We start from the raw sequence: 12,861 nt of genomic DNA on the forward strand, positions 1-12,861 counted from the left end.
CCCTAATGAGCGTATTTATCTCAGCTTATCACCTGATACCTCGCCACTTTTTTGATGGCGGCAAAAGGTAGCCAACCCTAGAGTAAATAAAACAAATCACCTTAAAGCACTCGGTTTCAAGTCAAATATACTTTTACCCTGCTGTTAGCTGCTCCAACCCATCAATGCCGCAATACGTAATGTAAGTGCATTGTAAACAACCAACACCCTGTACAAGTATTATCAAAAACCTCTTAAAAAATTGGTTATTCGACACTTAAAACTCACTTACTTTGTTCTTGTATCTTTGGTTGATGATTGACACGGCTGCTCTGACCCACAGCATTCGCTTTTTATCGGCTTACGCGAAAAAAGAACGCCAATGGCTAGGAGTAACATACAACTTAGAAAAACAATAACGGTTAATACTAAAACCATAAAAACGCCTCCTATGTGCTGTCATTGAGCGAAACCTCACAGCCAACAGCTTGCTGAATGAGCGGCAAAGACTGTCGAAGTTAAACCTTTATAGAGTCACACTACGCGCCAGATCACTTTCCTCGGCAGTAGCAAGCTTGTATGGCATTGGTGCTGAACCTTCCCATCACTGACAATCATTACAGCATTGTTAGCTCGCCTGTAAATCACCATACAAGGCTTGGTACAAACCTGGCTGCGTAACTAAATCGCTGTGTCGCCCAGACTGTTTAACCTGACCATCTTCGAGCACATAAATCAGATCAGCTTGCTTCACTGCAGACAAGCGATGGGCAACGATTAAGGTGGTACGATTGGCAAGGAATCGCTGCAGCGCATCATGCAGCGCCGCTTCGGTTGCCGTATCTAAAGCTGAGGTTGCCTCATCAAGGATCACAAACTGAGGATCAGTGAGTACCATCCGGGCTATCGCCAAGCGCTGGCGCTGACCACCAGAGAGGCGGATACCATTTCGCCCAAGCTCCGATTCCAAACCCGCATTGAGCTGCTCAACCACATCCTTAAGCTGCGCAACTTCGAGGGCGTGCCAGAGCTGCTCGTCGCTATAACGCTCATCCCCGAGCGTCAAATTAGCCCTTAACGTGTCATTAAATATCGCTGGCTGCTGCAATACCACTGCCATGTGTTCACGTAGCGCCTCATAGCTGACCTGCTCCACCTCATGGCCATTGACCAGTATATGACCCTGATCCTTGCGATAAATCCCCATCAAAAGCTGGATTAGGGTCGACTTACCGCCTCCCGAAGCTCCGACCAACGCCACTCGTTTGCCACGCGGGATACTCAGGCTTAAGTTATCGAGTACCAATCTTTCATCATCATACTGAAAGCTCACGTTACGCACTTCAATCTCCAGTGGTTCGTCTTGGTTAAACGGATTCACTTTTGAGGCTGGCCGCGCCTCCTCTTCGAGGCTAAGAAGTGTATTCAGTCGCTTGATTGCAGCCGAGGCACTGAACCACGCATATTGCACGCCAAGCAACTCTTGAACCGGCCCTAACATATACCAGAGATAACCGAAAATGGCGAAGATCTGACCGATGGTCAGGTCACTGAACAGTACCATTATCATCGCCGCAGCACGAAAGACCTCAAAGCCAATCAGGAACATCAGAAATGAAAGTCGATTTGCCGCGTCAGACTGCCAAGCATAACGGTCGGCATCATGGCGGATACTCTCTGCATCTTGCTTGAGCGAATCGAGAAAAGCCGTTTCTCTGTTGGCTGCCCGCAATTGGTAGATCCCTTCTAAGGTCTCGACCAAGCGCTGCTGAAAGCGCTCAAACGATTGATTTTCATGCTTCTTGAGCTGTTTGACACGTTGGCCAAGTTTTCGTGACGCAAAAATGATTATTGGGTTGATGGCGAGGATAAACAGCCCTAATCGCCACTCCATCCACAAAAGAATCACTGCGGTGCCGATGATGGTGAGCACGCCTACAATCAAGCGACTAAGAGTGTCACCAACAAATTTGTCAATCGTTTCTATATCAGTCACTAAGTGGGAATTTATCCCCCCGCTGCCCTGCAACTCATACTGACGCATGCTCACCCTTCCTAATTTATCAATCAGTCCTTGGCGAATCTTGCAGGTCAGTGTTTTGGCCACTAACGTAAATTGACGGTTTTGAATAATATTGAGGATCTGGCTTACGCCGCGCATAACGACAATCAGCAGCAGACACATCACTATATATGCGGTCGGTGTTTGCCACCCTGTTGGTAGGGCTTTATCCATCAAGCCTACCCCAACACCAGGCTGATCGAGCAATACCTCATCAACCATCAGGGGCAGCAAAAGGGGAATAGGCACGCTGATCAGCGTCGCGACAATCGCTAACAGATTGGCAGCAACTAAGCGCGGCTTATGTTTTAAGGCTTGTCGATACAGCCATTTAGTTGAAAGGCTCGTTAGGCGATCACTGCTCACCGCACTCTCCATCTGTTGAGATCTTATCTTATGTTTGATAGTCAAAGGTTAGCTGATTATTGTTCACACTAGTATGTTACGTCGCCGTAGATAAAAGGGATGAACGCTAATTCCAGCATCACAGTGAGCGAAATGAGTTGTCAAACCGGTGATAGGGTAACATCAAACAGCCTGCTCTCTGTGGCTAGGCAACCGCCTTAGCTTAACTCGATACATTTAGCCTCAGGGGGTATCACATTGGTCTGTTTTTCCCTCACACTTAGTCTGACGACAAACTTAGAACCATGCCCCACTTCACTCTCCACCTCAACAGTGCCATTCATCGACTCTGCGAGAGTTTTGACTATCGTTAACCCAAGTCCAGCGCCATCATGCGAGCGCGTAAAGCCCTTGTCTGATTGCTCAAATGCTTGAAATATATTGTTAAGGGCGCTCTGTTCCATCCCGATTCCGGTGTCACTAACAACAACAACTAGTTCGCCTGAAGAGCAGAGATAGTCAATAGACACCGAAACCATTCCTTGGTGGGTAAACTTAAACGCATTACTCACCAACTTAATCACGATTTGTCGAATTCTGGCGATATCACCGACAAACACACGACTTGCGTCAATTGAATTTAACAACTCGAAACCCACGCCCTGTTCGTCACTTTGTTGCTGAAAGGTTGATTCGATTGGTGCAATCAAAGCGCTAAAGGAAAACTCTCCCTGCTTTAATTTAAGCTTGTTTTGCTCCATCTTGGAGTAATCGAGAATATCACCCAACAAGGTTAAAAGATGATTGGCTGACTGGATCAATATGTCCATACTAGCTCGCTGCGTATCCCCTAAGGTATCATCATCTTTGAGCACCTCAGCAATACCAAGCACGCCATTCATTGGGGTCTTCAATTCATGGGACATAGACGATAAAAATAGGGATTTAGCGTGACTGGCTTGCTCTGCTTGTATCAGTGATTGTTTAAGTCGTTGTTGTGTCAATTTCAATGCGCTAATGTGAGTGTACAGGTGAACAAATGCAATCAGCACAACCATCAGACTCCCAAACGCAAATGCATTGACCATCTTGCGGTTTGCCGAAAAAAGTAACCCCATAAGGTGCTCGTGAATCACAACGCCGGTATGGTGGACATCTGGGTCGATAATCGACTGAATGACAGAAAGTTGCTGCTGGGATTGACCATCAAAGTTGTTCACCCCTGAGGGCACTGTAAAAGAGTGACTATATTGGGCAAGGTCGCTCAGATATCGACTGACGCTCGCATTAAAATCATCCACTTCATCAATGATCGTCCCTCCTGGCCACAACCAGTTAGGGAAATCACGTTCAATCTCCATAGTCGCTTGATACGATAGGGCTAACTCTTGCTCCGCTTTACCTATTTGTATACGTAGCTCCTCAGCATAAGCCTGGTCAACATAGGGCAGTTGCAGGGCACAATTCTTGATCACCACCAAATTTTCTGACTGGTTAACAAAGGCATGCTCCAGCTCACCTAACAGCGTGTACTGACTCTTAAAAGCAAAAAATGCACTGACTGAAAGAGCGGTAAGCGTAATCAATGCTGCTTCTAGAAAGTTCTTGATGCTCATTGAGCGACCTCTTGATTCACCCTATTGATAAAAGCCTAGGTGTCATTGTAAAAATTGTTATGTTTAATGCTGATGATGAACGGCGTGAGCGGACAACTGCTCAATCTTTGGGATGGTGTGTGTGGATGCAAAATTCTCAAAGTATAGGTAGGAACTCAGAGCACAGCACACGGCCATGACCCAGAGAAACACTCTTAGCTTTGCCATACCTCTCCTTGTAACTCGCGCAGTTTACAGCGATTTTTATTTATTCCCTATTAGTAACAAGTTAGGACAAATATCTCTGTTCCCAAGACTAATAATGGAACAAGTGAGCCAATCAACCTAAGACTGATGTCACTTTAGTGAATCAGTCGGTATTAGTATGGAATAGCACGTCGAGTATTGAGTTTGGAAGAATATGTATGTTAACCAACAAGGGGGACACTGAGGACTTGGTAAGAGTCTGGTTTGAATCTAAGTTAGCCCTACATAAACGCAGGGCTAATGGCTGTGTTAGTCCAGCATTGCTTCAATCATAAAGTAAACATTAGTTTGCCCAGGTCGCAAATGCTTGTTCAGCGGTGAACTTGCCATCAAGCAACGCTCGCCCGACGATAACGCCAGCGACACCAGTGCCCTTCAAAGCCTCGATATCCGCCAGAGAGCCAATACCACCCGATGACTGGAACTGCACTTGTGGGTATTGCTCGCATAGGTCGACATATAGCTCGACGTTAGAGCCTGCGAGCGTACCGTCACGGGAAATGTCGGTGCATAGCACGTGTTTTAGGCCAACGGTGAGGTAGTCATCAATCAAGGCTTCAATCGTGACGCCAGAGTCTTCCTGCCAGCCAGAGATAGCCACCTTGCGCGTGCCGCTTTCATCAATGTTGATATCCAGCGCTAGAACAATTTTCTCTGCGCCGTATTTCTCCATCCAGCCTTTGACCAACTCTGGCCGCTTAACGGCAGTCGAACCTACCACTACACGCTGTGCGCCGGCCTCGAGCAAGTCGACAACATCTTGTTCAGTGCGCACACCACCGCCAATCTGGATCTTGGCCGGGGTGCTGGCCAGCAGCTTAGCAATCAAGTCAAGCTGGCGTGCAGTCGTGTCTTTCGCCCCAGTTAAGTCCACGAGGTGCAGCCAGTTGGCACCGGCTTGATGGTAAAGATTGAATTGCTCTGATGGGTCAACTTTGTATTCGGTCACCTGACCATAATCGCCTTGATAAAGGCGTACCACTTGTCCTTCAATGAGGTCGAGTGCGGGAATAATCACGTCTGCTATATCCTTATAGTTCGAGGAAGTTTTTGATCAAGGTTGCACCCGCTTTGGATGAACGCTCTGGGTGGAACTGCACCCCGTAGTAGTTGCCACTTTGCACTGCAGCAGTAAACGGCTTGCCGTAGTCACAGCTGGCGATGGTGTAATCCCCTACTGGCATTGCAAAGCTGTGCACGAAATAGAAATACTCACCCTCTTCAATGCCTTTAAATAGCGGATGCTCAGGCTTGGCCGTGACGGTATTCCAACCCATATGTGGCAGTGGTAGATCGCCAGTTTCAAGCAGGCGTACCTCGCCATCGCACAAGCCAAGGCACTCCACCAGCTCATCGGCTTTCTGCCCTTTCTCTTGCGATAGCTTGCCAAGCAGCTGCATACCTAGGCAGATACCCAGTAGCGGTTTTTCTACGCGCTTAACCAAGTCTATCAGGTCACGCTCGGCAAGGTTTTTCATTGCCTCGCTAGCGGTGCCAACCCCTGGCAGGAATAGCTTATCTGCCGCTAGGACCACCTCAGGCTCTTTCGAGATTGTTACCTCGTAGCCTAGGCGCTGAATGGCAAATTTCACCGATGATACGTTGGCACAGCCGGTGTCGATAATGACGACTTTTTGTTCTGTCATGGATCCAATCCCTTACAATACGCCCTTGCTGCTAGGCAGCTCATTGCCTTCTACTTTCACGGCCTGACGCAAAGTGCGACCAAAGGCCTTAAACAGGCTTTCAATAATGTGGTGGTCATTGCTACCAGTCGACGATAGGTGCAAGGTACACGCCAGCGTGTCCGTCAGTGAGCGGAAGAAGTGCACGACCATCTCGGTAGACAGGTCACCCACCATCTCGCGGCTAAACTGGGCATCGAACTTAAGATATGGACGGCCAGAGAGATCCAGGCCACATTGCGCCAGACACTCATCCATTGGCAGGCTAAAGCCAAAGCGACCTATACCACGCTTATCACCTAGTGCATCTTTCAGCGCCTGACCAAGTGCCAGTGCGGTGTCTTCGACGGTGTGGTGATCATCAATGTGCAGATCGCCCTCTACTTGACACTTCATCTGGAAACCACCGTGGGTCGCAATCTGATCCAGCATGTGGTCAAAGAAACCAAGGCCAGTGACAATCTCATTGCCACCCTGCTCGTCGAGGTTAACAAACACCTTGATATCGGTCTCTTTAGTGGTGCGAGTCACCTCTGCGGTGCGCGCTTTCACGGTCAGATCTCTAAGGATTTGTGCCCAACCCATGGTTTGTGGGTTGTACTGGATGCCGCGGATAGCCATATTCTCAGCCAACTGCAGATCCGTCTCGCGATCACCGATCACTGCCGATTGTTGAAAATCCACCTTGCCGGCTTGCAGATACTCTTTGACCAAGCCAAGCTTTGGCTTACGGCATGAGCAGTTTTCGTGTTCAAAGTGCGGGCAGATCAGCACATCATCAAATTTAATGCCCTGCGACTCAAAGATCGCCATCATCATATTGTGCGGCGCGTCAAAGTCTGGCTGTGGGTAGCTGTCGGTGCCCAAGCCGTCTTGATTGGTGACCATCACCAGGCGGTAGCCTGCGTCTTGCAGGGCAAGTAGGCTTGGGATGACCAAGGGCTCTAACTTTAATTTGTCCAATCGGTCGACTTGAAAATCCACCGGTGGCTCTCCAATCAAGGTGCCATCTCGATCGATAAACAGAATTTTTTGTTGCTTGCTCACTCAAACTTCCTTATTTCAATTTTTCGGCTTGGCCTATGTACTCGCCAAGCCGCTGTATTCTTTGGCTGTTATTTAGCTGTAGTAGTTGCGGATAAAGCTGAGTGTCTTGTCACACTCTTCGCGACTACCAATGCTGATGCGGACACAGTCCTCAATCGGCGAGTTACGTAAGATAATACCGTTATCCCACGCTGCCTTAAATAGCGCATCACCTTGATTAAATTTCACCAGTAGATAGTTCCCCCAGCCCGCAAACACCTGCAAATCGCTCAGCTCACTCAATGCTGCCTGCAGATAGTCGCGGTTGGCATTGAGCTCAGTGACCTGACTGCGGGCACGCTCAAGCCCCCGCTCAGACAAGGCTTGGGTCGCAATATCAGTCACTGGAATCGGCACTGGATACGGCGCAATAACCTTAAGCAGCACATTAATCAGCGCCTCATTGGCGAGGGTAAAGCCACAGCGCAAGCCGGCAAGCGCGAACGCCTTAGACAGGGTGCGCAGGATGGCTAGGTTCGGATACTCCGCGAGTAAATCGACCGTCGACGCCTCAGGGCAGAAATCAATGTACGCCTCGTCCATCACCACGATTGCGCGATCTTTGGTCATCTCCAGCAGAGTAATGATATCGTCACGCTTAACTAGATTCCCAGTTGGGTTATTAGGGCTGCAGACAAACACCAACTTTACGTTATCTAAGTTTTGCGCGATCCCATCTAAGTCTAACTGCCAGTCTGCGGTGAGCGGCACGGTTTTACGCTCAACACCGATGGTTTCAGCGCTAATGGCATACATGCCATAGGTCGGTGGACAGAACAGGATCGCGTCCTCTCCCGGCTCGCAAAATGCGCGGATCAAAAGCTCAATCCCTTCATCCGCACCCCGAGAAGTAAGTGTTTGCTCTGGCTTAACGCCTACATAAGAAGCATAGGCTTCGATAAGTTCTTTCGGCTGACACTCACTGTAACGATTAAGGCGAGCAAAATCGGTGCGGTACTGGTTATCAAACGGAGACTCATTGGCATTAAGCCATACATCTCCCGAGCCACCAATGCGGCGCGCAGAGAGATAAGGCGTCAATGCCTGTACCTGCTTTCTGGCTAGTTGTTCCATTACGCCTCTCCTTGATTGAGCTTCTCAACTCGAATCGTAACCGCGCGCTTGTGCGCATCCAAGCCTTCTGCCTCGGCCATGGTCACCACCGTTGGCGCAAGCTCCAATAGACCTTGCTTGGACAACTCTTGCACTGTCATACGCTTGCTAAAGTCTGCCAAACCTAGGCTCGAGTAAGTACGTGTGTACCCATAAGTTGGCAACACGTGGTTAGTCCCTGAGGCATAATCACCGGCTGACTCTGGCGACCAATCACCAAGGAAGATCGAGCCAGCATTATCCAGCAGCGGCAATAGCTCGCGTGGATTTTTGGTCTGGACAATCAGGTGCTCAGGGCCGTAGTAGTTCGAGATAGAGACCGCTTGAGTTAGAGACTCAGAGATAATGATCAGGCTTGATGCCAAGGCCTTCTCGGCGATATCAGCGCGCGATAGCTCGGCCAATTGGCGCTGCACTGCATCGGTGACCTGGTCAGCGATGATTGGCGATGGCGTGACGAGAACCACTTGAGAGTCTGGGCCGTGCTCAGCTTGAGAGAGTAGATCCGCAGCAATAAAGTCCGGGTCAGCGCTTTCATCGGCCAACACCAACACCTCAGAAGGGCCAGCCGGCATATCGATGGCTGCACCGCGAAAATCGTTGCTGACCTGACGCTTAGCCTCGGTCACATAAGCGTTGCCTGGGCCAAAGATCTTATCCACTTTGCTGACCGTTTCGGTGCCATAGGCCATCGCCGCCACCGCTTGTCCGCCACCAACATTATAAACCTCATCGATATTACACAGCTTGGCAACATACAAGATCTCATCAGCAATTGGCGGTGGTGAGCACAATACCACTTTGCGACAACCAGCGATCTGCGCCGGCACACCCAACATCAGTACCGTCGATGGCAGCGGCGCGCTGCCACCTGGAATATACAAACCGACCTTGTTAATCGGACGCGTGACCTGCTCACACACCACACCTGGTTGAGTTTCTACTCGCAGTGGCTGTGGCTTTTGCGCTTGGTGAAACTTGGCGATATTGGCATACGCTTGCTCAAGCGCCTGCTTCATCTTGTCTGAAAGACGTGCCGATGCCTGCTCTATTTCTTCATCGCTAACACGAATCGACTCAGGCTTAACACGATCGAATTTCTCGGTCAGCTCGAGCAGCGCCGCATCCCCTTCACTTCGCACCTTGGCAATCACCTCAGTGACGGCAGCGGTAATGTTCGCCCCTTCAGTGATCGCTGGACGTTCTAAGATCGCATCTTGCTGCTGCTCACTCAGTGATGGCCATACAACTGTTCTCATCGTCTTACCCCATCATCTTTTCAATTGGTAGTACTAGGATTGAGCTTGCGCCTAGCTCTTTGAGCTGCTCCATGGTTTCCCAGAACAGGTTCTCGGTGCTCACTAGGTGTACGGCAACCTTATCCTTATCGCTTGAAAGTGGCAGCACGGTTGGATCTTCGGCACCAGGCAGCAATGCTTTGACTTGGTCAAGACGATCAACTGGCGCGTGCAGCATAATGTACTTCGACTCTTTGGCCTGTTGCACGCCCTGCATGCGAGTCAGTAATTTTTCGATCAGTGCTTGACGGTCAGCGTCAAACTCGCCCGTGCGTTGAATCAGCGTTGCTTTAGATTGGAAGATAACTTCCACTTCTTTAAGACCATTGGCCTCAAGGGTCGCACCCGTTGATACCAAGTCCGCAATCGCATCAGAAAGACCAGCGCGCGGCGCAACTTCCACAGAGCCGGTTAGCATACACGTTGAGAAAGGCACCCCTTGCTCATCCATGTAAGCCTTAAGCAGTTGTGGGTACGTGGTGGCGATACGTTTATCCGCTAGGTCTTGCGGGCCGTTATATTCAGCGTCTTTGTCAATCGCGATAGACAAGCGACAGCCACCAAAGTCCATGCGGCGCAGCGTAACAAACTCGCACGGCTCACCCAGGGCTTTGCGGTCTAGGCGCACCTCTTCGAGCTCGTTTTCACCGATAAAACCAAGGTCAACCACGCCGTCCATGACCAGACCTGGAATATCATCGTCACGCACGAGCAGCAAATCGATTGGCATATTCAATGAGTGAACCACTAAACGCTCACCCATCACGTTAAATTTCACACCACACTTTTTGAGCAGCTCTTGGCTCTCTTTGCTTAGGCGGCCTTTCTTTTGAATCGCAATTCTTAAACGCTGTGCTGTCATGACTATTCCCTGTTTCTATATCTTTAAAATTTTTAAACCTGATAAAAAGCAAAAAACCCTCGAGAGATGTTGGTCTCCCGAGGGTTGGTATCTTGTTAGTATGAGATTCAAACCACCGGGAGCTACCTGTCTCCCGGATACGCGTACATCGCCCGAAAGACTAAATTGGGTGATGGTGATGATGGATGTTCATTCCGTATGTACGCATAACTATGAGTTCTTTTCCTTAACACTATGCTGTTCACACTAACTAAGCTGAAACTAATTTTCAACCGTTAATTACAACTTTTCCCAATTTCCTTTTTGTCTACTCTCTCGCCACATCGCACCAATTTGCTAGCAGAGCACTTGCAGTCTTAACTTAAGCGAATATACTGTACAAATATACAGGTAATTTATTATGCATGAACTCATCTCTAACCTAAAAGACAAACAGTGGCTGTGGCAAGGCAGTCAGCAACCAGCCGAGATTGACCGAACCAGTTCAGGGTTTGAATCACTCGACTGCGAGTTGGCCGGCGGCTATCCCAATAATGGTGTGGTTGAGCTCGTTTCACCGCTCGGTATTGGCGAGCTCAGATTGCTCCAACCTCACCTCGCAGCAGCCTCGCAGCAGCGCTTGATTGCGCTAGTTGGGCTACCTGATCAACTGTGCCTAGAATCTTTTAGCGCAATGGGGATTGAGCCCTCACAGCTGCTAGTGATCAATCATGATGAGCCAAATTCGCTACTTTGGGCCAGTGAGCAGTGCCTGAAAAGTGGTGCCTGCAGTCATGTGATCACTTGGCTTGAGCAGATGGAGGTCCATCAAGCACGCAGATTACAAGTGGCCGCTGAGCAAGGCAATGCCATTCAATTTTTATTCACTCAAGATGTGCAGCGCAGTTTCTCACTGCCGGTCAATCTCAGTATGACATTAAGCCCAGCGCCGCAAGGCCTATCTATTACCATTACCAAGCAAAAAGGCGGTTGGTCGAGAAAGCCCGTTGTGGTTGATTTTCGCTCCCACTGGCCGCACCTGGCCAGCAAAGTGCGCCCAGCCCACGTGCTGCCTTTCCCGCTTCGCAAACAGGGGTAAACCATGTCAGCTTGGATTTATCTGCATTTTCCGTGCTTGCAGCTTGATAGCCTGTTCACCGAGTTACACCAGAGTGAATTTAGTGAAGAGCAGCCACAGGGTAGTTCCGATGAATTGGCCACGATCGTGGTAGATACGCGTCACCACCATATCGTGCAAATGGATGATAAGGCGGCCGACTATGGTATTCGTCTGGGTATGGGGCTCGGCAGCGCCTCGGCACTTTGCTCGGCGCTTAATGTTCACCCTTATGATCAGACGATAGAGCGACAACAGCTAGATAATATTGCTCAGTGGCTGTATCTGGTCGCCTCCGATATGGTGCTCTACCCACCCAATGGACTGCTACTCAAAGCCAGTCACATGCTGGCGCTTTATAGCGACCTTAATGGCTTTTGGCAGGCCATCCAGCACCAGCTTGAGCGTCATGCTATCCGTTATCAATTTGCCAGTGGCTTTTCCCCATATTGTGCCATGCTGCTCGCCAAACAAGGGACAAACGTGATCACCGACTGCCGAGAAGCCCTTCTCAATCGTCTATCATCACAACCTTTGCCTGCGAGCGAGCTTGAGAGTAAGCAGGTTGAACAGCTCCAGCGCGTTGGCATCCGAGATTTTAGTAGCCTGCTCAAATTACCCCTTAAAGAAGTGGCGCGGCGATTTAACATCGACCTTGTCAACTATCTTGGCCGACTACTTGGCGAGCTGTCGCATCCGCTGGACTACTTCCAGCCCCCCGAGCGGTTCGTACACAGCCTCGAGCTGCTCTACGATATCGAGAATACTCAGTGGTTATTGCGCCCTCTTACGCGCCTGCTTAAGCAGCTCGATGCCTTTTTAACCCTGCGTAACCAGGTCGCCTACGAGCTTTGCCTGACCCTGCATCAGCGCGACCATAAACCTGAGAGCATCACCTTTACCTCTGGAGGAGGAGATTCTCGCTATGAAAAATGGCTTAAGCTGTGTGAGTTATCGCTTGAATCGCTATCGCTCAGCGCACCTGTCTACCAGTTAACCCTAGAAGCCGTGCGTACTGGACAAGCTAATCAACACTACATTGATATCTTTGAAGGGGATAAGGGGCAAGCCAATCGACACGATCTGATTGCTCTGCTGCAGGCAAAGCTTGGCACTGAGAGTGTCCTAAGCCCGGTGGCAAGTGCCGATCATCGTCCAGAAAAAGCCACTCAGTTTGTGCCGGCAAACCAACAAGATAAGCTGCTAGCTAAGGCAAGCAATGACAGCAAAATCAGCTCGCGTCTGAGGCCTACGCGCTTGGTCTCCCCACCCACGCCTTTGCAAGATAAAGTCGAGCTGATCCACGGCCCAGAGCGGATTGTCAGCGGTTGGTGGGACGGCGATGAGGTGACTCGTGACTACTTTATTGCTCAATCTTCACAAGGCCAATGGCTCTGGGTGTATCGCACCGAGCAGAAGCTGTGGTTTTTGCACGGCTATTTTAGTTGAGCGTTATTTGGGTTATTAGTTTTA

The 12,861-nt window shown here is 49.6% G+C and carries 11 protein-coding genes and 1 other annotated feature; of the genes, 2 read left to right on the plus strand and 9 right to left on the minus strand.

Going from position 1 to position 12,861, the window contains the following annotated elements:
- Window positions 1-607: 607 nt before the first annotated feature.
- The 9 genes from ACZ5R2_RS12100 to hisG all read right to left on the minus strand — a co-directional run bounded on the left by ACZ5R2_RS12100 (window position 608) and on the right by hisG (window position 10,292).
- A complete protein-coding gene (locus tag ACZ5R2_RS12100; RefSeq protein ID WP_464899631.1) occupies window positions 608-2,407 on the minus strand; it encodes an ABC transporter ATP-binding protein in 1,800 nt (599 codons plus the stop codon).
- 197 nt (window positions 2,408-2,604) lie between these two features.
- Window positions 2,605-4,002: a sensor histidine kinase gene (locus ACZ5R2_RS12105; RefSeq protein WP_464899632.1), complete on the minus strand. Its 1,398-nt coding sequence runs from the start codon at window positions 4,000-4,002 to the stop codon at window positions 2,605-2,607.
- Between the two features lie 63 nt (window positions 4,003-4,065).
- Window positions 4,066-4,209, minus strand: a complete 144-nt coding sequence (locus tag ACZ5R2_RS12110; RefSeq protein ID WP_464899633.1) for a hypothetical protein — start codon at window positions 4,207-4,209, stop codon at window positions 4,066-4,068.
- A gap of 322 nt (window positions 4,210-4,531) precedes the next feature.
- Complete coding sequence (gene hisA / locus ACZ5R2_RS12115) at window positions 4,532-5,266, minus strand: 1-(5-phosphoribosyl)-5-[(5-phosphoribosylamino)methylideneamino]imidazole-4-carboxamide isomerase (RefSeq protein WP_464899634.1); 735 nt, start codon at window positions 5,264-5,266, stop codon at window positions 4,532-4,534.
- Between the two features lie 13 nt (window positions 5,267-5,279).
- Window positions 5,280-5,894 (minus strand): imidazole glycerol phosphate synthase subunit HisH, encoded by a 615-nt coding sequence (gene hisH, locus ACZ5R2_RS12120; protein WP_438458095.1) that lies wholly within the window; start codon window positions 5,892-5,894, stop codon window positions 5,280-5,282.
- A 12-nt stretch (window positions 5,895-5,906) separates the two neighbouring features.
- Entirely contained in the window at window positions 5,907-6,980 is a 1,074-nt protein-coding gene (gene hisB / locus ACZ5R2_RS12125; protein WP_464899635.1) for a bifunctional histidinol-phosphatase/imidazoleglycerol-phosphate dehydratase HisB, read from the minus strand.
- Between the two features lie 72 nt (window positions 6,981-7,052).
- Complete coding sequence (hisC, locus tag ACZ5R2_RS12130) at window positions 7,053-8,093, minus strand: histidinol-phosphate transaminase (protein ID WP_464899636.1); 1,041 nt, start codon at window positions 8,091-8,093, stop codon at window positions 7,053-7,055.
- On the minus strand, window positions 8,093-9,391 hold the full coding sequence (hisD, locus tag ACZ5R2_RS12135) for a histidinol dehydrogenase (protein WP_464899637.1): 1,299 nt from the start codon (window positions 9,389-9,391) through the stop codon (window positions 8,093-8,095). The genes hisC and hisD overlap by 1 nt, the downstream gene beginning before the upstream one ends.
- Window positions 9,392-9,395: 4 nt before the next feature.
- Entirely contained in the window at window positions 9,396-10,292 is an 897-nt protein-coding gene (hisG, locus tag ACZ5R2_RS12140) for an ATP phosphoribosyltransferase (RefSeq protein ID WP_464899638.1), read from the minus strand.
- 51 nt (window positions 10,293-10,343) lie between these two features.
- Window positions 10,344-10,477, minus strand: a sequence feature (His leader region).
- A gap of 215 nt (window positions 10,478-10,692) precedes the next feature.
- Here hisG and imuA point away from each other — a divergent pair.
- Window positions 10,693-11,370 carry a translesion DNA synthesis-associated protein ImuA gene (gene imuA, locus ACZ5R2_RS12145; protein WP_464899639.1) on the plus strand — a complete coding sequence of 226 codons (678 nt, stop codon included), beginning with the start codon at window positions 10,693-10,695 and terminating at the stop codon, window positions 11,368-11,370.
- Between the two features lie 3 nt (window positions 11,371-11,373).
- Complete coding sequence (locus ACZ5R2_RS12150) at window positions 11,374-12,837, plus strand: Y-family DNA polymerase (RefSeq protein WP_464899640.1); 1,464 nt, start codon at window positions 11,374-11,376, stop codon at window positions 12,835-12,837.
- Window positions 12,838-12,861 lie beyond the last annotated feature (24 nt).

The organism is Vibrio sabulosilitoris (assembly GCF_055391395.1).

Excerpts from the sequence above, each read along its gene's own strand:
- ACZ5R2_RS12105 (WP_464899632.1), bottom strand. The coding sequence starts at position 4,002 with ATGAGCATCAAGAACTTTCTAGAAGCAGCATTGATTACGCTTACCGCT.
- ACZ5R2_RS12150 (WP_464899640.1), top strand. The coding sequence starts at position 11,374 with ATGTCAGCTTGGATTTATCTGCATTTTCCGTGCTTGCAGCTTGATAGC.
- hisC (WP_464899636.1), bottom strand. The coding sequence starts at position 8,093 with ATGGAACAACTAGCCAGAAAGCAGGTACAGGCATTGACGCCTTATCTC.
- hisG (WP_464899638.1), bottom strand. The coding sequence starts at position 10,292 with ATGACAGCACAGCGTTTAAGAATTGCGATTCAAAAGAAAGGCCGCCTA.
- hisH (WP_438458095.1), bottom strand. The coding sequence starts at position 5,894 with ATGACAGAACAAAAAGTCGTCATTATCGACACCGGCTGTGCCAACGTA.
- ACZ5R2_RS12110 (WP_464899633.1), bottom strand. The coding sequence starts at position 4,209 with ATGGCAAAGCTAAGAGTGTTTCTCTGGGTCATGGCCGTGTGCTGTGCT.
- hisD (WP_464899637.1), bottom strand. The coding sequence starts at position 9,391 with ATGAGAACAGTTGTATGGCCATCACTGAGTGAGCAGCAGCAAGATGCG.
- imuA (WP_464899639.1), top strand. The coding sequence starts at position 10,693 with ATGCATGAACTCATCTCTAACCTAAAAGACAAACAGTGGCTGTGGCAA.